At 65.8% G+C, this 24,442-nt stretch carries 24 protein-coding genes; 12 read left to right on the top strand and 12 right to left on the bottom strand.

Features of this window, described 5'->3' with window-relative positions; genetic code table 11:
• Positions 1-116 precede the first annotated feature (116 nt).
• Positions 117-758: an HD domain-containing protein gene (locus tag ACVWY5_RS14340; RefSeq protein WP_028335102.1), complete on the top strand. Its 642-nt coding sequence runs from the start codon at positions 117-119 to the stop codon at positions 756-758.
• Positions 759-765: 7 nt separating this feature from the next.
• Here ACVWY5_RS14340 and ACVWY5_RS14335 read toward each other — a convergent pair whose 3' ends face one another.
• Positions 766-1,224: an SRPBCC family protein gene (locus tag ACVWY5_RS14335; RefSeq protein ID WP_028335101.1), complete on the bottom strand. Its 459-nt coding sequence runs from the start codon at positions 1,222-1,224 to the stop codon at positions 766-768.
• A gap of 77 nt (positions 1,225-1,301) precedes the next feature.
• On the opposite strand from ACVWY5_RS14335, the gene ACVWY5_RS14330 reads away from it, so the two are divergent.
• Positions 1,302-2,393, top strand: coding sequence for an adenylate/guanylate cyclase domain-containing protein (locus ACVWY5_RS14330; RefSeq protein ID WP_028335100.1), 1,092 nt, complete (start codon positions 1,302-1,304; stop codon positions 2,391-2,393).
• Positions 2,394-2,398: 5 nt separating this feature from the next.
• On the opposite strand, the gene ACVWY5_RS14325 is transcribed toward ACVWY5_RS14330, so the two are convergent.
• On the bottom strand, positions 2,399-2,584 hold the full coding sequence (locus ACVWY5_RS14325) for a hypothetical protein (RefSeq protein ID WP_050386687.1): 186 nt from the start codon (positions 2,582-2,584) through the stop codon (positions 2,399-2,401).
• A 155-nt stretch (positions 2,585-2,739) separates the two neighbouring features.
• Here ACVWY5_RS14325 and ACVWY5_RS14320 point away from each other — a divergent pair, with 155 nt between their 5' ends.
• Both ACVWY5_RS14320 and ACVWY5_RS14315 read left to right on the top strand, forming a co-directional pair.
• Positions 2,740-3,960 (top strand): hypothetical protein, encoded by a 1,221-nt coding sequence (locus ACVWY5_RS14320; RefSeq protein ID WP_028335099.1) that lies wholly within the window; start codon positions 2,740-2,742, stop codon positions 3,958-3,960.
• A 134-nt stretch (positions 3,961-4,094) separates the two neighbouring features.
• Positions 4,095-4,742 carry a glutaminyl-peptide cyclotransferase gene (locus ACVWY5_RS14315; RefSeq protein ID WP_028335098.1) on the top strand — a complete coding sequence of 216 codons (648 nt, stop codon included), beginning with the start codon at positions 4,095-4,097 and terminating at the stop codon, positions 4,740-4,742.
• Positions 4,743-4,770: 28 nt separating this feature from the next.
• On the opposite strand, the gene ACVWY5_RS14310 is transcribed toward ACVWY5_RS14315, so the two are convergent.
• Positions 4,771-5,988, bottom strand: coding sequence for an MFS transporter (locus ACVWY5_RS14310; RefSeq protein ID WP_028335097.1), 1,218 nt, complete (start codon positions 5,986-5,988; stop codon positions 4,771-4,773).
• Positions 5,989-6,123: 135 nt separating this feature from the next.
• Positions 6,124-7,290 (bottom strand): ABC transporter substrate-binding protein, encoded by a 1,167-nt coding sequence (locus ACVWY5_RS14305; RefSeq protein WP_028335096.1) that lies wholly within the window; start codon positions 7,288-7,290, stop codon positions 6,124-6,126.
• A gap of 214 nt (positions 7,291-7,504) precedes the next feature.
• Between ACVWY5_RS14305 and ACVWY5_RS14300 the strand changes: the two genes are divergently transcribed.
• Positions 7,505-8,071 carry an AAA family ATPase gene (locus ACVWY5_RS14300; RefSeq protein ID WP_028335095.1) on the top strand — a complete coding sequence of 189 codons (567 nt, stop codon included), beginning with the start codon at positions 7,505-7,507 and terminating at the stop codon, positions 8,069-8,071.
• Positions 8,072-8,079: 8 nt separating this feature from the next.
• Here ACVWY5_RS14300 and ACVWY5_RS14295 read toward each other — a convergent pair whose 3' ends face one another.
• Positions 8,080-8,631 carry a carboxymuconolactone decarboxylase family protein gene (locus tag ACVWY5_RS14295; RefSeq protein ID WP_028335094.1) on the bottom strand — a complete coding sequence of 184 codons (552 nt, stop codon included), beginning with the start codon at positions 8,629-8,631 and terminating at the stop codon, positions 8,080-8,082.
• A gap of 135 nt (positions 8,632-8,766) precedes the next feature.
• Positions 8,767-11,277, bottom strand: coding sequence for an outer membrane protein assembly factor BamA (gene bamA / locus ACVWY5_RS14290; protein ID WP_028335093.1), 2,511 nt, complete (start codon positions 11,275-11,277; stop codon positions 8,767-8,769).
• A 283-nt stretch (positions 11,278-11,560) separates the two neighbouring features.
• On the opposite strand from bamA, the gene ACVWY5_RS14285 reads away from it, so the two are divergent.
• Positions 11,561-12,283 (top strand): response regulator, encoded by a 723-nt coding sequence (locus ACVWY5_RS14285; protein WP_028335092.1) that lies wholly within the window; start codon positions 11,561-11,563, stop codon positions 12,281-12,283.
• A complete protein-coding gene (locus ACVWY5_RS14280) occupies positions 12,267-13,622 on the top strand; it encodes an ATP-binding protein (RefSeq protein WP_456671674.1) in 1,356 nt (451 codons plus the stop codon). Before ACVWY5_RS14285 ends, ACVWY5_RS14280 begins: the two co-directional genes overlap by 17 nt.
• 32 nt (positions 13,623-13,654) lie before the next feature.
• Here ACVWY5_RS14280 and ACVWY5_RS14275 read toward each other — a convergent pair whose 3' ends face one another.
• Positions 13,655-14,122: a MarR family winged helix-turn-helix transcriptional regulator gene (locus tag ACVWY5_RS14275; RefSeq protein WP_028335090.1), complete on the bottom strand. Its 468-nt coding sequence runs from the start codon at positions 14,120-14,122 to the stop codon at positions 13,655-13,657.
• A gap of 148 nt (positions 14,123-14,270) precedes the next feature.
• On the opposite strand from ACVWY5_RS14275, the gene ACVWY5_RS14270 reads away from it, so the two are divergent.
• Entirely contained in the window at positions 14,271-14,672 is a 402-nt protein-coding gene (locus tag ACVWY5_RS14270) for an Ohr family peroxiredoxin (protein ID WP_028335089.1), read from the top strand.
• A 101-nt stretch (positions 14,673-14,773) separates the two neighbouring features.
• Entirely contained in the window at positions 14,774-15,178 is a 405-nt protein-coding gene (locus tag ACVWY5_RS14265; protein WP_038377618.1) for a cupin domain-containing protein, read from the top strand.
• 50 nt (positions 15,179-15,228) lie between these two features.
• Here the strand turns inward: ACVWY5_RS14265 and ACVWY5_RS14260 are convergent, their stop codons facing one another.
• Positions 15,229-16,749 (bottom strand): MFS transporter, encoded by a 1,521-nt coding sequence (locus ACVWY5_RS14260; RefSeq protein ID WP_038377607.1) that lies wholly within the window; start codon positions 16,747-16,749, stop codon positions 15,229-15,231.
• 214 nt (positions 16,750-16,963) lie between these two features.
• Here ACVWY5_RS14260 and ACVWY5_RS14255 point away from each other — a divergent pair, with 214 nt between their 5' ends.
• Complete coding sequence (locus ACVWY5_RS14255; RefSeq protein WP_051376201.1) at positions 16,964-17,872, top strand: LysR family transcriptional regulator; 909 nt, start codon at positions 16,964-16,966, stop codon at positions 17,870-17,872.
• Positions 17,873-17,892: 20 nt separating this feature from the next.
• On the opposite strand, the gene ACVWY5_RS14250 is transcribed toward ACVWY5_RS14255, so the two are convergent.
• Positions 17,893-18,804, bottom strand: coding sequence for a LysR family transcriptional regulator (locus ACVWY5_RS14250; RefSeq protein ID WP_028335086.1), 912 nt, complete (start codon positions 18,802-18,804; stop codon positions 17,893-17,895).
• Positions 18,805-18,929: 125 nt separating this feature from the next.
• Here ACVWY5_RS14250 and ACVWY5_RS14245 point away from each other — a divergent pair, with 125 nt between their 5' ends.
• Positions 18,930-20,369 carry an MFS transporter gene (locus ACVWY5_RS14245; RefSeq protein ID WP_063616608.1) on the top strand — a complete coding sequence of 480 codons (1,440 nt, stop codon included), beginning with the start codon at positions 18,930-18,932 and terminating at the stop codon, positions 20,367-20,369.
• An 18-nt stretch (positions 20,370-20,387) separates the two neighbouring features.
• On the opposite strand, the gene ACVWY5_RS14240 is transcribed toward ACVWY5_RS14245, so the two are convergent.
• On the bottom strand, positions 20,388-21,581 hold the full coding sequence (locus ACVWY5_RS14240) for an MFS transporter (protein ID WP_028335084.1): 1,194 nt from the start codon (positions 21,579-21,581) through the stop codon (positions 20,388-20,390).
• Complete coding sequence (locus tag ACVWY5_RS14235) at positions 21,578-22,360, bottom strand: GNAT family N-acetyltransferase (protein WP_038377606.1); 783 nt, start codon at positions 22,358-22,360, stop codon at positions 21,578-21,580. The genes ACVWY5_RS14240 and ACVWY5_RS14235 overlap by 4 nt, the downstream gene beginning before the upstream one ends.
• Positions 22,361-22,463: 103 nt before the next feature.
• Here ACVWY5_RS14235 and ACVWY5_RS14230 point away from each other — a divergent pair, with 103 nt between their 5' ends.
• Positions 22,464-23,363 (top strand): LysR family transcriptional regulator, encoded by a 900-nt coding sequence (locus ACVWY5_RS14230; RefSeq protein ID WP_028335082.1) that lies wholly within the window; start codon positions 22,464-22,466, stop codon positions 23,361-23,363.
• Between the two features lie 129 nt (positions 23,364-23,492).
• On the opposite strand, the gene ACVWY5_RS14225 is transcribed toward ACVWY5_RS14230, so the two are convergent.
• Positions 23,493-24,290 (bottom strand): DUF899 domain-containing protein, encoded by a 798-nt coding sequence (locus ACVWY5_RS14225; RefSeq protein ID WP_050386702.1) that lies wholly within the window; start codon positions 24,288-24,290, stop codon positions 23,493-23,495.
• Between the last annotated feature and the right edge of the window lie 152 nt (positions 24,291-24,442).

Below are 24,442 nucleotides of genomic sequence, written 5' to 3'. Positions count from 1 at the left end.
ACAAACGCACCACGGATCGCGCCACCCGGCGATCCGCACACACCGCAGAGACGAGCGCCGGGCTCGCGTGTTCGCACGCCACGACATCGTCTTGCCACATCGAGGAGCGTCTTGAAATGACCGAGATCATCGCCGGCATCCGCGTACCCGACAGCGCGATGGCCCGCGCCGCCACCCAACTGGTGCGCGATACCGAGGACGACCTGCTCTACAATCACAGTCGCCGCGTGTTCTTCTGGGGCGCGCTGACCGGCAACCGCCGCAAGCTGAAATTCGATCCCGAGTTGCTCTATATCGGCGCCATGTTCCACGACATGGGCTTGACCGCAGCGCATGCGAGCCCCGATCTGCGCTTCGAGGTCGACGGCGCCAACGCCGCACGCGACTTCCTCAAGGGCTATGGCGTTCCGGAGCGCGACATCGAGGATGTCTGGACCTCAATCGCCCTGCACACCACGCCTGGCGTCCCCGAGCATATGCGTCCGACCATTGCGCTGGTCACCGCCGGCGTCGAGATGGACGTGCTCGGCATCGCCTACGACGATTTCCCGCACGAGCACCGCGACCATGTCTGCGCGCACCATCCGCGCGAGGCGAACTTCAAGGAGAACATCATCGATCATTTCGCCGCCGGCACCATCAAGAAGCCGCTGACGACCTTCGGCAACGTCAAGGCCGACGTGCTGGCGCTGAAGGACATGAACTACACCAGGATGAACTTCTGCTCGATCATCCTCGGCTCGAAATGGCCGACATGACGCGACGTCAATGGCGGTTGGCGGGACCGTGGTCGGGGCCGGGATCCCGACCGGCGGCCGCCAGCGAGAGCCGGCCCATGTAATGCGCCCAACCCTTGTCATGGCTCTCGCACTGCGCGGCGTTCGGAAGGCCGCTATGGGTCATGCGGAGCAGCGTGCCGTTGTCCTGCTCCATCAGGTCGATCTCGATCAGGCTCGATCCCGGCGGCACTTCCTCGCTGCCCTCCCAGCCGAAGCTGTAGGCGAGACGATGCACCGGCACAACCTCGCGGAACGCTCCGCGCGCGGCGCGGCTGCGATCGCTGCCGAGCCCCTTGAGGAAGTAGAGGCCCCCGGGATGCGTCTCGGTCGCGGCTTCGAGCCCCATCCAGCTCACGATCTTCTGCGGATCGGTCAGAAAGGCGAACACGGTTGCAGCCGGGGCTGCGATCTGGATCTCGCGTTGAACGATGAAGGCTTCAGTCATCGATCCATGCTCCATTGACAGTCGGCGCTCAGGGATAATTCGTGACAAGGGTGGTGCGTCAACCCCATGATGGTGTGATGCAATTGTCCTCGACGTTGAGCTGGCTGGTCGACGCCGCCGCCGAGACCGCGGGCGCCAACCGGTTGTTGGCAGACCTGGGTAGCCACCTTATCACGGATGGCCTGCCGCTTGCCGGCGGCGCTCTGACGCTCGAGGTTCCGCACCCCCTGATTGCAAGACGAACCTGGCTGTGGCGTGCCGACAATGGCGAGGTCATCGAAGCGCTCGGATTCGCACCGGAACAACCCTTTGCGATGCCCGATATGGTGGGATCCGGCGACGCCGGCTGGCGCTGGCTCGGAACTCTCGCGCCCGGCCCGATCCACGAGGGCACGATCGGAACGCGGCCGGATGGCCCGACCCTCGGCTGGATCGGGACACGCGCCTTCACACCTGCCGAGGCGGATCAATTGCGCGAGGCGGCGCGGTTCATGGCCGCGCCGCTCGCCGCGCTCGCGGCGCGCGCGACACTGACGGCGGCGCTGGAAGCCTATCTCGGCCGGCGCAGCGCGGCGCGCGTGCTGGCATCGCCATTGCGTCGCAATACCGGCGAAACCATCCGGGCGGCACTGCTGTTCGCCGACCTCCGCGGCTTCACCGCGCTGTCGGAAAGCCATCCGCCTGCCGAGGTGATCGCGGCGCTCGATGCCTGGTTCGACCGCATCGCCGGCGCCATCCACGCCTTCGGCGGCGAGGTGTTGAAATTCATCGGCGACGGCCTGCTTGCGATCTTTCCGGTCACGACCAGCGCGCGCAGCGCATCCGAGGCGGCATTGCGCGCGGTGTCGGCGGCGCGCGTCGGCATGGCGCATCTCGATGCAGAGCGACGCAAGCAGGGCTTGCCGCCGTTGCCATTCGGCGCGGCGCTGCATCTCGGCGAGGTGCACTGGGGCAATATCGGCGCCGCCGACCGCCTCGACTTCACCGCGATCGGTGCCGCGGTCAATCTGGTGAGCCGGCTCGAAGGGCTGTGCAAGCCGCTGGAGCAGACCGTGCTGGTTTCGGGCGCCCTCGCCGCCGAGACCGAGACGCCGCTGGTCGCGCTCGGCAGTCATGAATTGCGCGGCGTCGCGCGGCCATGCGCGGTCTTCACTTTGCCGGAGAGCTGAGCCAGTCATCTGAACAGGCGCAGCCATGGCGCCAGATGAAATGCGCTCATCAGCGCGTACATCGGGACCATGCCCTGCAATGACAGCGGTCCCTGCATCGCGCCGCAGATCATGTCGGCCGGCGCCATCGCGGCAATCAGCGCCATCACGGCGAAGGTCGGCGCCGCCGCCAGCGACAGAAAGCGCGCCACGATGGGCCCACGTCCGCTGAGCCGCCTCCTCGCCCAATCTTCTCGTGTTTCGAAACCGGTCATCGTTCGATCTCTCTGGAGATGATCCATGTCGTCATGTGCTAGGTTAGGACCGGGCCTCGGAGGGTGAGAGTGACAAGTGTGTCGGGATTCGAATGGATTCGCTGATCATAGCTGCGGCGCGCGCGCTCGCGGCGGGTGATCCCCTCGGCGCACTGAAACGGGTAGCCCTGCGCGACGATGCGCCGGCGCTGGCGCTGCGCGGCATCGCGATGGCCCGGCTCGGCGATTTCGCCCGCGCCAAGGAGCTGTTGCGGCGCGCAAGCCGCGCCTTCGGCCCGCGCGAAGCCGTCGCGCGGGCGCGCTGCGTGGTGGCGGAGGCCGAGATCGCGCTGGTGTCGCGCGACCTTTCCTTTCCCGGCAAGAGCCTCGCCGCGGCGCGCGCAACGCTCGCGGCACGAGGCGATGCACTCAATGCCGCCCATGCCGGCTATCTCGAAATCCGCCGCCTGCTGCTGATCGGGAGCCTCGATGCGGCTGAGCGCATGCTTGCCGGCCTCGACCCAGCACCGTTCCCGCCGGCACTGCGGGTCGGCCATGAACTGGTCGTCGCCGGAATCGCGATGCGGCGGCTGCGGACCAGGCCGGCACGCGAAGCGCTGGCCCGCGCAAGGCAAGCAGCACGCCGCGCCGGCATCGCCGAGCTCGCGGCCGAGGTCGAGAGCACCGCGCGCCTGCTCGCGACACCCGCGGCGCGTCTGATCGCGCGCGGCAGCGAGCGGCCGCTGCTGCTTGAGGAGGTCGAGGCCCTGATGGCATCGAAGGCGCTCGTCATCGATGCCTGCCGCTACGTCGTGCGCGATGTCGGCACGACGGTCTCGCTGACCCGCCGGCCGGTGCTGTTCGCGCTCGCCCGCGCGCTGGGCGAAGCGTGGCCGCAGGACGTGTCGCGCGGCACGCTAATCGCGCGGGCGTTTCGCGGCAAGCACGCCGATGAATCACACCGGGCGCGGCTGCGGGTCGAGATCGGACGACTGCGCCGGGCGCTGCGGCCGCTGGCCGATCTCAGCGCGACGCCGGACGGCTTTGTGCTCCAGCCGCATGGCCGGCGCGAGGTGACCGTGCTGGCGCTGCCGGTCGAGGAGGAGCATGCCGCGGTGCTGGCCTTTCTCGCCGACGGCGAGGCCTGGTCGAGCTCGGCGCTGTCGGTCGCGCTGGGAGCGAGCCAGCGCACCGTGCAGCGCGCGCTCGACGCGCTGGCCGCCACCGGCAAGGTGCAGTCGGTCGGCCGTGCCCGCGCCCGGCGCTGGATGACGCCGCCGGTGCCGGGATTCACGACGACCTTGTTACTCCCTGCCCCGCTGCCGGACGGCTAGCATCCGGGTGCAATCGGAAGCGTTTTCGAGCGAAGCGGATACCGGTTCGCGGGAAGAAAACGCGTCAAAACAGGAAATCTGGAGCCTCGATTCTGATTCAATCAGAACTGAGGCTCCAGGCGACAGGAGCGCACATGAAAAAGGCCACGGCCGAGATCATCCGGGAATACGGCCCCTTCGACGGCGTCGAGAACGTCGGCGGCGTCAGCTTCGACGGCGAGCAGGTCTGGTTCGCGGCCGGCGACCGCCTGGTCGCCTTCGATCCCGACAGCGGCAACACCACCCGCACCCTCGATATCGCGGCTCATGCCGGCACCGCCTTCGACGGCAAGCACCTCTATCAGATCGCCGAGGACCGCATTCTGAAGATCGAGCCGAACAGCGGGCGCGTGATATCCACCATCCCCTCACCCGGGGGCGGCCGCGACTCGGGCCTCGCCTGGGCGGAGGGCTCGCTGTGGGTCGGCCAGTATCGCGACCGCACGATCGTTCAGATCGATCCGGAAACCGGCAACGTTCTGCGCACCATCGAAAGCAACCGGTTCGTCACCGGCGTCTCCTGGGTCGATGGCGAACTCTGGCACGGCACCTGGGAAGGCGATGAAAGCGACGTGCGGCGCATCGACCCGCAGACCGGCGAGGTCATCGAACGGCTGGAGATGCCGCAAGGCGTGTTCGTCTCTGGCCTCGAGTCCGACGGCGCCGACCGCTTCTTCTGCGGCAGCGGCTCCGCCAACAACAAGGTGCGTGCCATCCGGCGGCCGAAGCGCAGCCGCGCGTGAAGCAGATCGCTTCACGCACGCACCGGCCTCATGCCGGCGCAGGCACCGCCGTGGGCCGCGCCGCCGACATCGGGCGGAAGGTCATCATGATCAGGAACGCGCCGATGCCGACCGCCCAGGAGCCGACATAGAGCCATGTGTAGCTCGCGAAGGTGTCGTAGATCAGGCCGCCGGCGAGCGGTCCGGTCGCCATGCCGAGGCTGCCGGCCATTGCGGTGCCGCCGATCACTGTGCCCATCATCCGCAGCGGGAAGTTCTCGCGGATCAGCACGGAATACAGCGGCATGGTGCCGGCATAGATGAAGCCGAAGATCGCGGCCACCGCGTAGAATGCAGCAAGCTCGCGCACGAAGACGTAGCCGAGCGCGCCGAACGCCTGCGCCAGCAATCCGAGCACCAGCACGCGCTTGGCGCCAAAACGGTCGCCGAGCAGGCCGAAGGCGATGCGGCCGCCCATCCCGGCGAGCCCTTCGACGCTGTAGATCGTCACCGCGGCAACCATCGGAATGCCGCAGGTGACCGCGTAACTCACGGTATGGATGATCGGGCCCGAATGGGTAGCGCAGCAAAAGAAATTGGTCGCGATCAGAATAATGAATTGCGGCGAGCGCAGCGCCTGCGCCAGCGACATCGGCGGTTCGCCGTTCTCCGAGACCGCTTCAGCGTGGTCGCCCTGCAGCGCCGGCGGGCGGCGCACCAGGAATGAGACCGGGATCATGATCGCGCCGACCACGCCCGAGACGATCAGCATCGCGGTGCGCCAGTCGTGATGGGAGATCAGCCAGGCCGCGAGCGGCGACATCGTCATCGGCGCCATGCCCATGCCGGCCGACACCACTGAGACGGCGAGGCTTCGATGGGTGTCGAACCAACCGGTGACGCAGGCCATCATCGGGGCGAAGATCGCCGCCGTTGCCGCGCCGACCAGCGCGCCGAACACGAACTGAAAGGCCAGCAGCGATGGCGCCTGGCTGGCCAGCGCGAGGCTTGCCGCCAGCACGACCGATCCGGTCAGCACCACCGGGAGCGGCCCGAAGCGGTCCGACAGCGTGCCCCAGATCATGCTGGTGAAGGCCATCGCGAGGAAGCCGATCGTCATCGCGCTGGAGATGCCGGTCACCGACCAGCCGGTCTCGCGCGCCATGGGCTGGAGGAACACCGGCAGCGAAAACATGCCGCCGATCGCGACGCAGCCGAGCAGGCCGCCGGCCGCGACGATCACCCAGCGATAGGTCGAATTGCTCATTCCGGAACTCCCATACAGCTCGTTCTGGCTGGAAGACGAGCGGGACGACGCGAAACCGACAGCTGACGAGCGCGCCAGCTCACTTTTTTGCGAGCATCGCGGCCTCGAGCGCCGCTACCGACATATTCCTCCTGGTCAGCGGCCGGCCAGACTGCACCCCGGCTCCGGCGCGATCTCGCCGAGTGCTCGCACCTGCACGAGTTCCGAACCCTGCGTCTCGGCAATGAACATGTTCATCGCCACGTGATGATCCTGACCGAGCGTGACAGGGCCGGTCGGCGACGGAATGGCGATGCCCGCCATCGCGTCGATGATCGCCTCCTTGTCGAGCTTGCCGGCCTTCTCGGCCGCCGCCTTGAGCGCGATCAGCGTGCTGTAATGCGTCACCACATAGTTCGACACCGCGACACCCGGCTCCGCGGCGGCGCGGGCCTTCGCGACGAACGCCTTGACGGCAGGATCCTCGCTCGCCGCGACCGCCGGCACCACGGTCACCATGTTCTGCCCCTTGCCGCGGAAGATGCCGAGGTCGACTTCGGACAATCCGAGGAACGCAACGGTGATGTCCTTCAGCAATCCGGCCTCGTCTGCCTGCCGGATGAAATCCATCCCGTCGCCCTTCAGCGCGAACAGCAGTACCTTTGCCTTGCTCGCCGCGATCTCCTTGATCAGCGGTGAGAAGTCGGTCTCGATTCCCAGCGTGTATTTCGTCGCGACCACCTTGCCGCCGAGCTTCTCGATCAGGGGCTGCGCGATGCCGAACATCTGATGCGGCCAGACCCGGTCGGCACCGAGCAGGAAGTAGGTGTTGCCGAAAGTCCCGGTCATATAGGGCAGCAGCTGGCCGAGCTCCTGGTTCGGCACCGCGCCGAACGAAAACAGATAGCGGCTGCATTTGCCGCCCTCGTAATTGGTTGCATAGAGCAGCGGCGTCTTCGAGCTCTCGGCAATCGGCACCAGCGCATTCAGGTTTTGCGACGTGATCGGACCGACCACCGCCAGCACGCCCTGCTTCTCGATCAGCGAGCGCATCGCCTCAGCGGCCGAACCCGGCCGTGTCTTGTCGTCGACATAGATAACCTCGACCGGCCGGCCGAGAATGCCGCCGGCCGCGTTGATGTCCTTGGCGGCGAGATCGAGCCCGAGTTTCGCCTGCTGGCCGTAAAGCTCGACCCCGCCGGAAAACGGCAGCACCGCGCCGACTCGGACCGGTTCGCCGGGTTCAGCGGCGCGCGCCGGCTGCAGCACCGCGGCGCAGACTAGCAGCGCGAGCGTCGTGCAGACGGTCGAGCGTGATGCCATGTACGTCGTCCCTTCAAGCTTGATACAACCATGCTTGATCGAGCTTATCGGCGCGGCACTGAAGAATTCGTCAAGCGCGCCCCCATTTGCGTCACATTCGAAGCTATGCTCACTCGGCGCGTCGAGACATTTCCGCGCGCCTTCTTCCCCAAGATTTCAAGCCTATCGGGCAACCCGCGTTCGCGGAGTGCTCGTTCATGCGGTGTGACGATTGATGAAAGGACACCCTTTGCAAAACCGCTTCGTCCTGATCTCCGGCTGCTCCGGCGGTGGAAAATCGACCCTGCTGGCCGAACTCTGCGCACGCGGCTATCCGGTCGTCGAAGAGCCCGGCCGCCGCATCGTTGCCGATGAGCTCGCGTCCGGCGGCAAGGCCTTGCCCTGGGCCGATGCGGCGGCCTTCCTGCGTTGCGCCATCGACGTGGGATTGAAAGATATCGAGGCGGCCCGCGCTCATTCCGGATGGGTGTTCTTCGATCGCGGCATCGTCGACGCGGCGTCGGCACTGCAGGCGTTGACGGGCGAGCCGGTGCTGCACGCGATCTGCGCCGCACTAAGCTACCACGGTCGCGTGTTCATGACGCCGCCGTGGCCCGAGATCTACGTCACCGATGCGGAGCGGCGGCATGGCTTCGAAGCAGCGACGGCGGAATATCAGCGTCTGATGGAGACGCTTCCGATGCTCGGCTACGACGTCATCAGCCTGCCGAAGACATCGCCCGCAGAGCGGGCCGATTTCGTGCTGGCGACGCTCGGCGGCTGCGTCCTACCTAAGGCCTGATCAGGCCGTCACTCCGCGGCCTCGCGCTGCGGAACGCCCTGCTCGACATCGAGCTGCAAGATGTCGTTGAAGCGATTGAAGGCGCCGCACAGCGCGATCCGCCAGGTCAGCTCGACAATCTGCGCTTCCGAGAAGTGTTCCCGCAGGCGTGCGAAGATCTCGTCGCGGGTCTTGTTCCAGTTGTTGGTGACGGCGATCGCATATTCGACCACGAGCTTGTCGAGCGCATCGAGTTCGGGATGATCCTGATAGTCGAGCAGCCGCTCGGCGCCCGCCTCCGAGACCCCCTGGATCGCGAGCTTCGGCGCATGGTGCGAAACGCAATAGTCGCACTTGTTGAGCAGCGAGACCGTCACCAGCGCGAGCTCGAGATGCCGCTTCGAGACCACCGCCTCGTCGGCGAGATCGACCAGCAGCGACCACATGTGCTTGAAGATCGGCAGGCGCTGCGCCATGACGCCTGCCTGGTTCTCGAACGCGCCATAGGTGGTCATCTTGTCCCACAGCGGCTTGAGCTCGCTCGGCAGGTCGTTCCTGGTCTTGATTGACACGCGTGACATGGATTGCCTCGGATGGGAATTGAACCGAAGCAGCCTGCCCCGCTTCTCCGGCCGCCGCAAGCGGCAGGACGGCATGGCAGGCGTCACGCTGGCCGCAACCCGCGACGCAGTCCGGCAAGCGGAGCGACTGTCGGCTCAGAATGAAGTCCCGCCTCCGAACCGGAACTCCTGCACGATGTCGTATTTGCCCTTCGTGATCGGCACGGCGTAATCGAAGCGCAGCGGGCCGAACGGCGAGGCCCAGATCAGGCCGACACCGACCGAGGTTCGTACCACGTTCCCATCGTCGTATTGGAGGCCGCATTTGCAAGCAGACGTATTCACCTCGCCGGTTGCGGCCCACGACGTCGGGCCTTCGTAACCCCAGAGCGAGCCGGCGTCCGCATAGACAGCCCCCTTCAGCCCAACCTCGGAGGGCAGGAACCAAAACGGCATCTGCAGCTCCATCGACGCACCCCAATATTTGGTGCCGCCGAGCGCATCCCCGACCGCGCCGAGGCTCGCATAGGTGATGTCGCGCGGCCCGATGCCGTTGGTGGCAAAGCCGCGCACGAGATTCGGCCCCATCTGGAAATGGTCCAGCATGCGCAGATCGTTGTCGCCGACCTTGGTGAGCAGGCCACCCTGCAGGTGAATCAGTCCGATCAGGTCGGACACCAGCGGCGTATAGTATTTCGCGTCGACCGCGCTCTTCAGATACGTCACGTCGCCGCCGACGCCGGCAAAGTCCTGCTTGAAGTCGATCAGCAGGCCGTCGGTCGGGTTCTTGTTGTTGTCGAGGGTGTTGTAGCTCAGCGTGTAGCCGATCTGCGAGGTCCAGGTCGCCCCGGCGGCCAACTCCTTGCGCACCGGCAGGGTGGATTCTCCGTCGCCGTAGCAACCATATCCATACAGCCCTGACGAGACCGAGTTCGTGGGGTCGACGCCGCCGAGCACACTCTGGATGTAGGCAGGCGTCGGATTGAACGCGAGCGACGGGTTGGACGGATTGTTGTTGCAGTTCGCATAGGCGCTATCGAGTGAGATTTCCTGCTGATAGAGCGAATACCGCAGCTGGAGGGTCAGGTCCTCGCGCAAGGCAAGGCCCAGCCGCGGTGAGAACCCGATCGTCTTCACGCCATAGGTCGTGTAGTCGGTCGGCAGCTGCTCCTTGTAATACGCATCGAGCCCGAGCGCGACGCGATAGTCGAGCAAATACGGCTCGACGAAGGAGAGCGAAAGGCCGCGCGAGTACTGGCCGTAGCTGACCGTTGCCTTGGCGAACAGGCCACGGCCGAGCAGATTTCGCTCCGAGATGCTGACCTCGGCAAGCGCGCCGTCCGTCGTGGAATAACCGCCCGACACGGAAAAGTCGCCGGTCGACTTTTCCTCCAGGTTGACGATCAGAATGACGCGATCGCTCGTCGAGCCGGGCTCGGTGGTGATCTTGACGGTCTTGAAGTAGTCCAGATTCTTCAGCCGCCGCTCGGCGCGATCGACCAGCGCACGGTTATACGCATCGCCCTCGGAGAGATCGAACTCACGCCGGATCACGTAGTCTCGGGTGCGGCCGTTGCCGCGAATGTCGATCCGCTCGATATAGGTGCGCGGCCCCTCCTCCACGCGAAACACGATCCCCACCGTGTGGGCCTCGAAATTCCGGACACCGTCCGGACGAACCACCGCGAAGGCGTAGCCGCGGCGCGACGCTTCGATCTGCATGTCCTCGACCGACTTCTCGACCGCCTCGACATTGTAGAGCGAGCCTTCGCTGACACGCGACAATGAACGCAGCGTCGTCGGATCGAAGCCCGCAATGTTTGAGCGGAAACTGACCGTCGCAACGCGGTATTGCTGCCCCTCATCGATCTTGAACGTCACCTGAAAGCCCTTACGCTCTGGATCATACTCGGCGAGTGCAGCCACGACCTGGACGTCCGCGTAGCCGTGCTTCAGATAGAAGCGGCGGATCAGGTCACGATCGGCCTCGACGCGATCCGGGTCATAGATGTCGGCGTTGCCGAGAAAGCTCAGGAAGTTTGTCTCATGGGTCTTGATCACGTCTTTCAGGCGCGCCGCTGAAAAACTGTTGTTGCCCATGAACTCGATGGTCTTGATGCCGGTCTTCGCTCCCTCATCGACGGTGAAGACCAGATCGACGCGGTTGTTCGAGCGTTCGATGATTTCCGGCGTGACGTGCACGTCGTAGCGGCCTGAGCGCCGATAAATCTCGGCGATCCGCAGCGCATCCGACTGCACCATCGGCCGCGACAGGGTACCCCGCGGCTTGGACTGCATTTCGGCCGAGAGCTGCTCGTCCTTGATCTTCTTGTTGCCCTCGAACGCGACGCGGTCGATCACCGGATTCTCGACCACCGAAACGACGATCCTGCCGCCCGCCTGATTGATCTTGACGTCCTGGAACAATCCGATCCCGACCAGCTCCTTGAGGCCATCGTCAATGGCAGCCTGATCGAGATGGCCGCCGGGCCCCGGCCTGAAATAGGAGCGGATGGTCTCCGCCTCGACCCGCCGGTTGCCTTCGACCGTAATCGCATCGACCGATTGGGCCGCCACCGGAGCCAACAACGGCCATGTCACCGGCGTCCCCGGGATCGAAAAGCCCGACAGCACGATTGCCGCGACAAAGCCCCGCCACGTCTTCATTCCACACCTCGCGAACAACAAGCCCGTTGTGACGGGATGGTGATGGCTGCGGTGTGGCTGCAGGATTGCGGGATTATTTCCAGTGGTTTGGGACTGTGAGCGCGATGCGACGCGGCCGGCATCGCCGATTGTTTCGGACTGCGAGCGACGCTTACAGTTCAGAAACACTATGCTTACGAAAAGGCGCAATGCCGCCCACAAGCGACGCGTATGCTGGTCGATTGGTGGCTGAGCGCGTCGGAACGCGCGCCAATGACCTTATGATGAGGGCCCGTCGCGGATCATGCTTGCAAACACTCCGAAGATCCTGGTCGTCGAAGACGATCTGCAGACCAGAGACCTGATTGCCCGCTACCTGCGCGACCAATCCTGCCTGGTGGCCACCGCCTCGAACGGCAGGGAAATGGATCGTTACCTTGCCGGGCATTCGCTCGATCTCGTCGTCCTCGATCTGATGCTGCCCGGAGAGGATGGACTAACCCTGTGTCGCCGCCTGCGCGGCGACTCGACGATCCCGATCATCATCCTCACGGCAAAGGGCGAGGACCTCGACCGGATCCTCGGGCTCGAGATGGGCGCGGATGATTATCTCGCCAAGCCGTTCAATCCGCGCGAGTTGCTGGCACGGATCAACGCCGTGCTGCGCCGGCAGGCCCAGGCCGGCCTTGCCGGGCGCTCGGGCCAGAGCGCCGCGCGCCTGCGCTTCCAGGACTGGACCATCGATCTTCGCCTGCGCGAATTGCGCGATCCCGACGGCGCCCAGGTCCCGTTGACCAGCGCGGAGTTCGACCTGCTGCAGGTGTTCTGCGAGCGGCCGGGCAGGATCCTGACGCGGGATGGCCTCCTGACCATGACGCGCAGCCGGCCGGCCAGTCCGTTCGGGCGCAGCATCGACGTGCTGGTCAGCCGGCTTCGCCGCAAGCTCGATACGAGCGAAGGATCGTCGGTGATCCGGACGGTGCGCACCGGCGGCTACATCTTCACGCCGCATGTGGAGGACGCATGAGCTGGACCCCCGCAGGATTGCCGCGCTTTTCAGCTTCCACCGGATCAGTGGCCAGATCGCCGCGCTGATCCTGCTGTCGCTGGTGCTCATCCATGCGCTGATCGGGCTCTATTTCATCAGCCAGAAGCCGAGATCGCTCGCGGATAGGCCAATCCATCAGTTCCAGCTGGTTGCCAAGCTTCTGGCCGAGGCCCCTGCGGCCGATCGAGCAACGCTGTTGCGCGCGGCCGATCGAGCCTTTCCTCGCCTGCACCTCACATTGCGCGACGCAGGTCCGGGCTCGTCCGACGGTGCTTCGTCAGAGCGGCCCGGCGCCGACGATATCGACGAGTTTTCCTCGAAGACCGCGCCGGCGGCGGTTCGGTTGCCGGACGGAGCGCTGTTCGAAGCGACGATCGGCCCGATGAAAATGCCGCCGTTCTTCGGCGGGTTCTGGGTGAGCACGTTCCTGTTCCTGTTTGTGAGCGTCACGCTGCTCGGCGTCTGGGCCGGCCGCGCGCTCAGCGCGCCGCTCTCCGCGTTCGCCCGCGCCGCCGAGAATTTCAGCATCAGCCAGGCGGCCGCACCGTTGCCGGAGACCGGCCCGGAGGAAATCCGCGCCGCAGCGGTCGCGCTCAATCGCATGCGCGAACGCATCACCACGTTGATGAATGACCGCACGCGCATGCTCGCCGCCATCAGTCACGACCTGCGCACGCCGATCACCCGGCTGCGGCTGAGGTCCGAATATATCGAAAGCGATGCCCAGCGCGCAGAGACCCTGCACGACCTCGACCAGATGCAGGCGATGCTGGAATCCGTGCTGTCATTCCTGAGCGGCGGCAGCGCGGCGAAGCCGACGCTGGTGAACGTCGCCGCCCTGCTGCAGACGATCTGCGAGCAGTTCTCCGATTGCGGCCACGTCGTGCGCTACCAGGGCCCGGCCAGGGCTTCGCTCCTGATCCGCCCGAGCGAGATCAGCCGCACCGTGACCAACCTGGTGGAGAATGCCCTGAGGTTCGGTAGCGAAGTCGACATCCGGCTGGGTGCGTCAGCCGATCAGGTCACCATCGATGTCTCGGACGACGGTCCGGGGATTCCGGAGCACCGCCGGGCCGAAATGCTGAAGCCGTTCGTCCGGGGCGACGAGGCCCGCACCATGGACGAGACAAGCGGCTTCGGACTTGGCCTTTCGATCGCGCAGGCCATGGTGTGCGGGCATGGCGGCGAGCTGTCCCTGCACGACAACGCGCCGCACGGCCTTCTTGTCCGCATCAAATTGCCAGGGCCCGTGCACCTCGGATCGGATCGAAGCGGGACGAGCGCGTCGCGACCCGCAGTTCCTGAACTCGTTGGCTAGAGCAAATTCAGGATCGGGTTTGGCCCGCAGGATCAGCCCTTCTTCGGATCGGCGCGTGTGTTGCGCAACAGATTGTCGCGCAGCCTCGCGACGGTCTTCTGCACGACGGGAAATTCGTCTCCGAGCCCGGTGGCTTCGACCAGGGACACATTGATGTCCTTGTCGAGCAGGCGTCGGCCGGCCGGCGTCAGGCTCACGCGAACCTGCCGCTCATCGGCGGGATCGCGGGTACGGCTGATATAGCCGCTCTGCTCGAGCTTCTTGAGGATCGGCGTCAGCGTGTTGGATTCCAGGAACAGCTTCTCGCCGAGCGCGCTGACGGTCTGCTCGTCCTCTTCCGACAGCGCCACCATGGCGATGTATTGGGTGTAGGTCAGGCCGACCGCATCCAGGATCGGCTTGTAGGCGCGGCCGAAGGCCAGATTGGCCGAATAGACCGCAAAGCACAGAAAATTCGAGAGTTTTCGGCCCTTGGTCTCGGCCTTGGAGGTGCGGGTCACGGGCGTCTCCGGAGTTTGTGATGTCCCGGTCAATATAAATCGTATCCGATTAAATCGGAAGTGCTTGACACGATCAAGCCCGAGGCCTACTTTGACGCGTACACGATTAGATCGGATACGATATGTATTCATCCGAAAGGAGTTCGCCATGACTGCCAATGCAAAGGTTCTCGTCACCGGAAAGACCCACGTCACCGCCGGCCCGAATGGCGCCGCCCGCTCGCGCGACGGCTTCCTCGACGTCAAGCTGCCGCAGCCGCACCCTGCCGCGGAAAACCTGTTCGCGGCCGCCTGGTCGGCCTGCTACATCGGCCCGATCCAGCTCGCCGCCGGTCAGCGCAAGGTCAAGCTCGCGAGCGAGCCCGAGGTCGACGCCGAGATCGATCTGAACCAGGCCGGCAGCGCCTTCTTCCTGAGCGCCCGCCTCACCGTCCACGTCCCCGGCGTCGAGCGCGAGGTTGCGCAGCAGCTGATCGAAGCCGCGCACGGCATCTGCCCCTACTCCAAGGCGGTCCACGGCAACATCGATGTCACGACCACCCTCGTTTGAAACGAGCACACGACGATCTCCGACGCGGGCCGGCCGCTTGCCGGCTCGTGGTCGGACAAGGACGCAAGCAAATCATGGAGTTCAAGATGACCAGCAAGCTGATGAAGGCAACGCGCCTGCTCGCAAGGACGGCCTTGTTCACCGCCAGCCTCCTGACCATACCGAGCGCACAGGCGCAGCAACCGGCCGGCTTCACGCGAACCGACCTGCAGCGCCACGACCTCAGCGTCGGCGGGCGTGAAGCCGTGCAGGTGCGGGTCGACATCGAGCCGGGCAAGGCATTCGGCCGCCATACGCATCCGGGCGAAGAAATCATCTACGTGCTCGCCGGCACGCTCGAATACGACGTCGACGGCAGGCCGCCGGCGAGGCTGAAGGCCGGCGACGTGCTGTTCATTCCCGCCGGCACGGTCCATGCGGCGAGGAATGTCGGCGACGTCACCGCCAGCGAGCTAGCGACCTACATCGTCGAGAAAGACAAGCCGCTGCTGACCCTCGTGAAGTGACCGGTACCGCCTGCCCGCCCCTCCCCTGGGCAGACACGGCGACATCATGTTCACTTCGTGCCCTGAGCCCCCTCGGCCTGCCGCACCGGCCGCGCGTTGAAGATCAGGAAGCTGAGCGCGGCCATGATCCACACCCCGATGCCGCCATAGAGCATCACCCAGCCGAAGCCGCTTGCGAGTGCCTGATGCACGACCGGGCCGGTCAGCTCCGGTGTCGATGCGACGTCGCCGGCAGCGATCCGCTCGGCGATGGTGCGAAGTTGCGCGCCTTCGAGCGCCGGCAGCACCGCCTTCAGATGCGCCAGCACGCCGCTCGCCAGGATGAAGCCCATCAGCGCGATGTTGATCGAAAGCGAAACCATTCGCGCGCTCATGTCGATGCCCGAGGCCATGCCGGCGCGGTCGCTCGAGACCGAGCCGGTCGTCGTGTTGGTGACCGGCGTGTTGGTGATGCCAAGACCAATGCCGGCGAGCAGGCAGCCCGGCAACATCGTCGTCCAGTTCGCCTGCGCGGCGGCGCTGCCGAATTTCATCAGCATGAATCCTGCGCCGATGGTGAACAGCCCCACCGGAATGATCAGACCCGGCTGATAGCGCAGCGACAGGCGCTCGGCGAACGGCGGCATCACCAGCGTCGGTAACGTATAGGCGAGCAAGGCAAGTCCCGCGGACACGCTGTCATAGCCCAGGCCGGCGTGGAACCAGATCGGCAGATAGATCATGAACGGCCAGTAGCTGAGGTTCATCGCCGCGGAGCCGACGATCGAACCGGAGAAAGCCGGGATCCGGAACACTGAAAAGTCGAACATCGGCCGCCGGCTGATTCTCTCGGCAATAATGAACGCTGCGAAGCTCACTGCTGAAACGCCGAGGATCGCAAGCCCCCTCGAGCTGACGAAGCCGAGATCCGGCCCCTGCGTAATGTAGAAGGCGAGACAGAACACCGCGAGCGACATCGTCACGATACCGGCGACGTCGAGGCTGCTGGCCTTCGGGTCCTTCGATTCATGCACGCCGCCGATCGTGAGCACGAACGCGACAGCCGCGAACAGCACGTGGACGAGGAACACCCACTCCCAGCTCAGCACCGCGACAACCGCGCCGCCGATGATCGGCCCGAAGCCGAGACCGATGCCAAAGATGACGCCCCACCAGCCCCAGGCGACAGCGCGCACCCGGCCGCCCTGGAATTCGTGCGAGAGCACGGCGATCTGGCAGATCAAGAGCGCGCCGCCGCTGAGGCCCTGCAGGAACCGGGCGACAATCAGCATTTCGACGCTCGAGGCAACGCCGCAGATCAGCGAGGTGACGCCGAATGCCGCGATCGCGACCAGGAAGATCCGCTTGCGACCATAGCGGTCCGCCACCGTCCCGATCGCCATCAGCACCGTGGTGACCGCGATCGTGTAGGCGTTCATGATCCATTGCAGCGCCTTGAAGTCGCCATGCAGCACCCGCTCCAGCGTCGGCAGGATCGCGGGGATGCTGGAAATCTCCAATCCGAACATCAGGCAAGCAAGGCATACGGCGGACAGCACGACAACGCCGCGGCGGCTCAGTTCAGTAGACATGATCAGGCCTTTTGTTGTGGCAAGCCAACGGCGTACCGCACGCTGTTGCCAGGGTGCTGGCAGCAGCGTCGATCGATCGACTCACGATGTATTGAGGCAGCAGCGGCAGGAATCGGGTGGCCACGGCGCTTCACAACGCAAAGCTAGTCATGGCTTGAGCATTGGTGAATTGGATGACTAGATATTTCAGAGACAACAAATCCGGATGACTGACATGACCACGCTCGACGTCGACGCCGTGAAGACATTCGTGACCATCGCCGATCTCAAGAGCTTTACCCGCGCCGCCGAAACGCTCGGCACCACGCAAGGCGCGATCAGCGTCAAGTTGAAGCGGCTGGAAAGCCAGCTCGGCCACAGGCTGATCGAACGGACACCGCGCCTGGTGCGCCTGTCGGCACAGGGCGCAGCTTTCCTCGCCCCGGCGCAGGAATTGCTCGCCGCGCATGATCGCGCCGTCGCGGCGTTGTCGCCCGTGCGCCCGCGTCGCTTCTCGCTCGGCATTGCCACCCATGTCGGAGGCGCGGAGGTTCCGACCTTGCTGGCGCGGCTGCATGCGCACGACCCGGCGCTCACCATCGAAGTCCGGCTCGAGGATTCCCGCGACCTGCTCGACGCCTTCGATCGCGGCGAGATCGATGCCGCCATCATCCGCCGCGAGGACGACCGCCGCGACGGCGAGATGCTGGCGACGGATCACTATGGCTGGTTCGCAACGCCGGACTTCGTCCATCGCGCGGGCGAGCCGCTGCGGCTCGCCGCCTCCTCGCCGTCCTGCGGCGTGCTCAACATCGCGACGCGCGCTCTGTCGGCGGCGGACATCCCGTGGACGGAAAGCTTCCTCGGCTGTGGGTCCTTTGCCGTCGCCGATGCGGTCGCCGCAGGCCTCGCTACTTCGGTATTCTCCCGCCGGCTCGCGCCGGCCGGGACGATCGAGGTCGGCCGGCGGCTCGGCCTGCCTGCCCTGCCGCCGTCCGAGATCATGCTGCTGTCGGCGCTGTCAGATGCAAAATCCCGTGCGGTCCTGAAGACGATCATTGGTGCCTTCCGCGAGCATCATCGGATGCCTGCGAATCGCGCGGCAGCGGACATCCATACCGTCACGGAAGTTGTCGGCTCCTGAACGATCTGCACGCCGGCCGGCTAGCGACGCGTGCTTCCGGCGCGCTTTCCCTCGAACAGCGCACGCTCCGAGGTGAGCGCCCTGGCGAGAAAATCGAGCGTCGCGCGGATGCGCGCGGTGCGCTTGAGATCCTCATGGGTCAATAGCCACAGCGCCGAACGCGGCTCCGCCAGTGCTTTCGGCGTTACCCGGCGCAGCGTGGGCGCGACATCGCCGACATAGCAGGGCAGCAGGGCAAGCCCCAGTCCCGCCGCCGCGGCATCGCGCAGCGCCGGCAGCGCATCGACCCGGCAGGTGATCCGCGCCGAACGCACGTTCTCGCGCATCCAGCCGGCGACGACGGTCCCCGCCAGCGCATCGTCGAGCCCGATCCAGTCGTGCGTCGACAGATCCTTGTCGACGCGGTGGGCGAGATAGGCGCGCGATCCGTAGACCGCATGGGCAATTTCGGCAATGCGCCGTCCAACCAGCAGTTCGGATGGTGCCGGCGTCGGCCGGATCGCAATCTCGGCCTCGCGGCGCGTCAGGTTCGCCATCGCATTCGAGATGATGATCTCCGGCTGGATCTCCGGATGCGCGGCGCGCATCGCCGGCAGATGCCGCATCAGTACCGCGCCGAGCGTGTCCGTCGTCGTGATCCGCACCGGCCCCGACGGCCTGAGGTCCTGCCCCGCCAGCTTGCGCTCGAGCGCAAGCACTTCGTCCTCAAGCCGGGCTGCCGACGTCGCCGCGATCTCGCCAGCCGGCGTCGGCGCGTAGCCGTCGCGGAAGCGCTCGAACAGCCGCGTTCCGATCGCGTCCTCGATCGTACCGAGGCGGCGAAACACGGTGGAATGCGTGACGCCGAGCCGGCGCGCCGCCCCTGAGAGGCTGCCTTCCCGCGCGACCGCAAGGACTAGCCGAAGGTCGTTCCAGTCGAGGACGCTGTGCATTTTTGCAAACTCAATTCGCATAACTGGATAATATCCTATCACAAACGGACAGGCCATCTTCCCGGATGTTCAACCGACGGACATCCCTTGTGAGAGCGCCGTCGATTGCCGAGAGGAGCTGGCAGGTGACGAGCGAGACCACCGAGACGTTGCAATTGCACGCCGCGCGGCCGGCGACGGTCGACCCGCGGCGATGGCTGGCGCTGCCGGTGCTGCTCACCGGCGCCTTCCTGCCGATCCTCGATTTCAATGTCGTCAATCTCGCGCTGCCGGCCATTCGCGACAATCTCGGCGCCAGCCCGAGCGAGGTGCAGTTCGTGATCTCGGCCTATGCCGCGACCTACGCCGTGTTCCTGATCACCGGCGGCCGGCTCGGCGACCTCCTGGGGCGGCGGCAGATGTTCCTGACCGGCGTCGCCGGCTTCACGATCGCATCCGTGCTGTGCGGCATCGCGTGGTCACCGGCCATGCTGGTCGCCGGACGGATCTTGCAGGGCCTCACCGCCACCGTGATGGCCCCACAGGTGCTCGCCTCGATCCGCGTGCTGTTTCCGGCGGCCGAACAGGGCCGCGCGCTCGGGTTCTACGGCGCCACTTTTGGTCTTGCCAATATCTGCGGCCAGCTGCTTGGCGGCGTGCTCGTCTCGGCTCATCCGTTCGGACTGGCCTGGCAGGCCATCTTCCTGATCAACGTGCCGATCGGCCTCGTCGCCTTCGTCGGCGGCCTGCTGTTCTTGACCGACTCGCACGCCGCGCATGCGCAGCGGCTTGACGTCGGGGGCGTCATTCTGCTGTCGCTCACGCTCGGCCTTCTGGTCTATCCGCTGATCGAGGGCCGGGAATCCGGCTGGCCTAACCGGATCGTCGCGATGCTGCTGGCATCTCCGCTGATGCTCGCCGCTTTCGTCCGCTACGAGGCGCGCCTCGAAGCCCGTGGCGGCGACCCGCTGGTCGCGCTGCATCTGCTGCGCAACAGCGATTTCGTGATCGGGCTGGTGATGGCGCTGGCCTTCTACATGCTGTCGTCTTTCTATTTGACCTTCGCGGTCTACCTGCAAAGTGGCCTGCACCAATCTCCGCTGGAAGCCGGCCTTGCCACCCTGCCCTTTGCCGCCGGCTTCTTCGTCAGCTCGCTGGTGTCGTCGCTGGTGATGCAATGGCTTGGCCCGCGCACGCTGACGCTGGGCTTTGCGCTTCAGGTTGTCGGCTTCGGTGTCGTGATGCTGTCGGTCGGCGGCGCGCTTCCGCAAAGCCTCGAATTCGGTCTGATCTGCGGCGGGCTTGGCTTCGGCACCGTGATGCCCTCGGTGATCAAGGCCGTGATCGGCAGCATCGATCCGCGCCATGCCGGGCTGGCATCGGGCATGATGATCTCGACCTTCCAGATCGGCGCCGCACTCGGCGTCGCGATGATCGGCGGCATCTTCTACAGCCTGCTCGGGCCGCATCCGCAGGCCGATGACTACGCGCACGCCTTCACGATCGCGCTCGGCTGCAACGTCGCGCTGCTGGCGCTCGGTGGCTGGCTGTCGCTGTGGCTGCCGCGCGAGCCGGCGGCGCGTTGAGATCGACACCGCCGACGGCTATTGCTTCGCGGCCGCGAGCGGCGGCGGAAACAGCAGCTTGAGCAGGATGGCGGCAAGCAGCGTCACCAGGGCGAGACCGGTGGAGAGATAGAGCGCGCTCGCATCGCCGAACCGGTCGATCATGATTGCATAGATCAGCGGCGCCGCCGCCGGCAGGATGAAACTCGGGACAATGAGCCGGCCGACCAGCGTGCCATAGCTGCGATGATCGAACAGGATGAGCGGCAGCGTCCCCCTGGTGATGGTCAGAATGCCGTTGCACGCGCCGTAGAGCAGCGCAAACGCGACCCCCATCTCCCGCGCTGATCCGCTGAACAGGCCGGCGATGAAGGAGAGCGGCATGATCAGGCAGGCCATCAGGTTGAGCACGAGCGGATCGAGCCGTCCGCCGAACAGGACTTCGCAGAGACGCGCGGCGGATTGCCCGATCCCCCGCAGCGTTGCGATCCAGACCGCAACAGTGACGGTGAGCCCGAGGCCGGTGAGCACCGCGATCATGTGCGCGGACATGCCGGCGTTCAGGAAGTTCGCGCCGGTCATAATCACGGCATAGAGCCCGCTCGCAGCCGCAAGCTGCCGTCGCCCCGCCGCGCGCGGTTGCCTCGATGCCACCGCAGCAGAGCCCGGCACGCCGGCAAATCGCTGGTTCGGAATCAGCAGATGCAGCGGGATCGTCAATAGCGCAATGCCGGCATAGGCCAGCACCGCGATGCGCCAGCCGAAATGGTCCGAGAGCGTATGGCCGAGCGGCCAGAACACGGTGGCGGCCAAGCCACCAAGCAAGGTGATCCCGGACATCGCACGGCGCGCCTCCGGCCCGCCGATCCGGGCCAGCGCCGCGAAGGCGGCATCGTACAGCGTCAACCGCATACCGAGGCCAAGAACGATCCAGGATGCGAAATAGCTGCCGATCTGGTGCGAGAGCGCGAGACCGGCGCAGCCGAGCGCGTTGATCACCGCGCCCGCGACCATGACCTGCCGGCCACCGCTTCTGTCCACCCACCTGCCCGCAAGGGGCGACGTCACCCCCATGACCAAGAGCGCCGCAGCAAATCCGCCGTAGACGATGTCGCGGCTCCAGCCCAGATCCGCGGCGATCTGCTCGCCGAACCCGCCGATCAGATAGTAGGTCGCGCCCCACGAGATCAGTTGAGCCAGCCCGAGGGCAATCACGACCCGGCGTGCGATCACCGGGCCGTTTCCTTGTCTGACGGAAGCGTGGAAGCGCCCGGCCCCAACGGCCGCTGCATCAGCACGGTGTCGACCCATTGCCCGAGCTTGAAGCCCACCGACCTCAGTGTCCCCACCGTCTCGAAGCCCATGCGACGGTGCAGCGCGATCGATCCGGCGTTGCCGCTGTTACCGATCACCGCGATCATTTGCCGCCAGCGTCCCGCCTCCGATCGTTCAATCAGCGCCCGCAGCAGCGCCGCGCCGACGCGGCGGCCACGCAGGGCTTCCGACACGTAGACCGAGTCTTCAATGGTGTTGCGATAGGCCGGCCGCGGCCGGTACGCCGTCGCGTAGGAGTAGCCGGCCACCCGTCCCTCGATATCGGCCACGAGATACGGCAGCCCCGCGGCCAGCACGGCGGCACGGCGCGTGAGCATCTCGTCGAGTGTCGGCGGCACTTCCTCGAAGGTCGCCAGTCCGTTGAGCACGTGGTGCGCGTAGATGCGCTGCACCTCCGCCATGTCGACCTCTGTGGCGTCGCGGATCACGGTGTCTTCGTTGTCTCTCATCCTTGCCTCGTCTTGCGGCATTATGCCCGTGCTTCGACGGCGCGCCGGTGCATGCTGCAGGCACCACGGGCTCATCTCGACATCGCTGCGCGACAGTCCGACATCGGCCAGCAGGCGATCGTCGAGCTCGCGCAGCGCCTGCCGGCGGCGGATGCGCGAATGCGGCGAGACCGCAAGATAGCGCCCCAGCTCGACGATGACACCGCTAATGGATTTGAGGCCGGACAATGCCCACTCCCGGTCTGCCGAAGCCGTCGCTTGCCGGACTATGCGCCTCGGCGTTATATAAGTGAAGCTTTGACAGCTTATGCGCGGCATAAGAGATACTTTGATGAAGAACCTCAACCTCGATTATCTCGAAAGCTTCGCCGTCGTGATCGACTGCGGCAGCTTCTCGGCGGCGGCCGAGCGGCTGCAACTCACGCAGCCCGCGGTGAGCCTGCAGGTGCGCCAGCTCGAGCGCAGCCTCAATGCGACCTTGATCGAGCGGGTCGGACGCAAGGCCAGACCGACCGCCGCCGGCGTCGCGCTGCTCTCGCACGCGCATCAGATCAATGCGGCGGTGGCATCGGCGGTCGACGCCGTTGCACAGCAGACGACCGGAACGGCAGGCCGTGTGCGGCTCGGCACCGGTGCGACCGCCTGCATCTTCCTGCTGCCGCCGATCCTGAAGGAACTGCGCGCCGCGCTGCCCTCGCTGGAGATCACGGTCACGACTGGCAACACCGCGGAGATCGCCCGGGCGGTCGAGGACAACACCATCGACATCGCGCTTGTCACGCTGCCGGCGTCGGGGCGCAGCTTCGAGATCACGCCGGTCGTGAACGACGAGTTCGTGCTGATCGCGCCCCGCGACATGCAACTGCCGGCGCGGATCACGCCGGAGGTGCTGGCGACCAGGTCGGTGCTGCTGTTCGAGCCGGGCGGCAACACCAGACGCACCGCGGACGAGTGGCTGGCCCGCGGCGGCGTGTCGTTGAAGCCGTTGATGTCGCTCGGCAGCGTCGAGGCGATCAAGGAGATGGTGCGCGCCGGGCTGGGCTGCGCGGTGCTGCCCGGCATGGCCGTTCCCGCCAGGACCAAGCAACGCGACCTGATCGTCCGGTCGTTGTCACCAAAGCTCTACCGCCGGCTCGCGGTGGTGATCCGCCGCGACAAGCGCCTCGATCGCGGGCTGCGGCAGACCTTGTCGGCGCTGAAGGCGCTCTCGGCCAGGGACAATGGCCGCTAGAGCGTCGAGCGAGGTGGACGCCGGTCCGCGTCAAGAAGGCAGGCAAGACAAGAAGCGAGAGCTTCGGTTCTGATCCAATCAAAACCGAAGCCCTTGAAAGCACGCCGCGCGTTCTCCCTGCTCTACCCCTTACGTCGCCTTGCGCTCCTGCTCCGCGATCTTGCGGAACGCGGCCTCGCCGGCATCGGTCACCGCCGCCCATTTTGCGTTCGGCGTGGCCTCGGCCTCGTAATTGTCGTGCCAGTTCCACCATTTGTAGGTCGGCCCCTGCGGGTAACCCTTCGGCGAGTCCTCCCAGAGTTCCTGGCGGCCGAGCGGCGTGATGTCGAGATAGCTCCACACCGTACCCATCGCCTCGTCGCCGCGGCTGTTGACGAAATAAGTGCGGAAGATCCGCTCGCCGTCGCGGATGAACACGTTGTGGCCGTGCCACTCGGCAACGCCGAAGTCGGTGTCAAAACTGTCGGTGATCGTGTACCACGGCATGTCCCACTCCATCCGCGCCTTCAGCCGCGCGATGTCCGCCTGCGGTGCGCGCGAGGCGTAAGCGAGCGTGGTGTCGCGCTGGTTCAGATGGGAGAGATGACTGACCTGATCGGCGCCGAGCGAACAGCCGCGGCAGCCATGATCCGGCCAGCCGAACACGCCGGGCTCGAAGAAGGCGCGGTAGATGATCAGCTGCCGGCGGCCCTCGAACAGGTCGAGCAGGCTCGCCTTGCCGTTCGGTCCTTCGAAGACATACGGCTTCTCGACCGCCATCCAGGGCATTCGCCGCCGCTCCGCCGCAAGCGCGTCGCGTGCCCGCACCTGGGCCTTTTCCTTCACCAGCATCTCGAGGCGCGCCGCCTCCCACGCCTCCCGTGACACCACCGGCGGCGTCTGCATCGCCGTCAGGCCGCCGCGATCGCTTTCAGCTGATTTATTCATGATGGTCTCTCCATCTCCGATTTGGACGAACTCCGGGATCCCAGCGCGGTTCCATCGCCGCCCGCCGTTCGCCGTTGGTCATGCCCCAATCTGGCGCCGCGGCAGCAGTGAGTGGGAGTGACAAGTGTGTCGGGATTTTCACGCATGCGATC

It is taken from the genome of Bradyrhizobium sp. USDA 3256 (assembly GCF_054058275.1).
This window is presented reverse-complemented; position numbering and strand designations above follow the sequence as displayed.

Excerpts from the sequence above, each read along its gene's own strand:
- ACVWY5_RS14305 (WP_028335096.1), bottom strand. The coding sequence starts at position 7,290 with ATGGCATCACGCTCGACCGTCTGCACGACGCTCGCGCTGCTAGTCTGC.
- ACVWY5_RS14250 (WP_028335086.1), bottom strand. The coding sequence starts at position 18,804 with ATGCACAGCGTCCTCGACTGGAACGACCTTCGGCTAGTCCTTGCGGTC.
- ACVWY5_RS14315 (WP_028335098.1), top strand. The coding sequence starts at position 4,095 with ATGAAAAAGGCCACGGCCGAGATCATCCGGGAATACGGCCCCTTCGAC.
- ACVWY5_RS14335 (WP_028335101.1), bottom strand. The coding sequence starts at position 1,224 with ATGACTGAAGCCTTCATCGTTCAACGCGAGATCCAGATCGCAGCCCCG.
- ACVWY5_RS14310 (WP_028335097.1), bottom strand. The coding sequence starts at position 5,988 with ATGAGCAATTCGACCTATCGCTGGGTGATCGTCGCGGCCGGCGGCCTG.
- ACVWY5_RS14330 (WP_028335100.1), top strand. The coding sequence starts at position 1,302 with ATGCAATTGTCCTCGACGTTGAGCTGGCTGGTCGACGCCGCCGCCGAG.
- ACVWY5_RS14225 (WP_050386702.1), bottom strand. The coding sequence starts at position 24,290 with ATGAATAAATCAGCTGAAAGCGATCGCGGCGGCCTGACGGCGATGCAG.
- ACVWY5_RS14230 (WP_028335082.1), top strand. The coding sequence starts at position 22,464 with ATGAAGAACCTCAACCTCGATTATCTCGAAAGCTTCGCCGTCGTGATC.
- ACVWY5_RS14255 (WP_051376201.1), top strand. The coding sequence starts at position 16,964 with ATGACCACGCTCGACGTCGACGCCGTGAAGACATTCGTGACCATCGCC.
- ACVWY5_RS14285 (WP_028335092.1), top strand. The coding sequence starts at position 11,561 with ATGCTTGCAAACACTCCGAAGATCCTGGTCGTCGAAGACGATCTGCAG.
- ACVWY5_RS14260 (WP_038377607.1), bottom strand. The coding sequence starts at position 16,749 with ATGTCTACTGAACTGAGCCGCCGCGGCGTTGTCGTGCTGTCCGCCGTA.
- ACVWY5_RS14320 (WP_028335099.1), top strand. The coding sequence starts at position 2,740 with ATGGATTCGCTGATCATAGCTGCGGCGCGCGCGCTCGCGGCGGGTGAT.
- ACVWY5_RS14295 (WP_028335094.1), bottom strand. The coding sequence starts at position 8,631 with ATGTCACGCGTGTCAATCAAGACCAGGAACGACCTGCCGAGCGAGCTC.
- ACVWY5_RS14265 (WP_038377618.1), top strand. The coding sequence starts at position 14,774 with ATGAAGGCAACGCGCCTGCTCGCAAGGACGGCCTTGTTCACCGCCAGC.
- ACVWY5_RS14300 (WP_028335095.1), top strand. The coding sequence starts at position 7,505 with ATGAAAGGACACCCTTTGCAAAACCGCTTCGTCCTGATCTCCGGCTGC.
- ACVWY5_RS14340 (WP_028335102.1), top strand. The coding sequence starts at position 117 with ATGACCGAGATCATCGCCGGCATCCGCGTACCCGACAGCGCGATGGCC.
- bamA (WP_028335093.1), bottom strand. The coding sequence starts at position 11,277 with ATGAAGACGTGGCGGGGCTTTGTCGCGGCAATCGTGCTGTCGGGCTTT.
- ACVWY5_RS14270 (WP_028335089.1), top strand. The coding sequence starts at position 14,271 with ATGACTGCCAATGCAAAGGTTCTCGTCACCGGAAAGACCCACGTCACC.
- ACVWY5_RS14280 (WP_456671674.1), top strand. The coding sequence starts at position 12,267 with ATGTGGAGGACGCATGAGCTGGACCCCCGCAGGATTGCCGCGCTTTTC.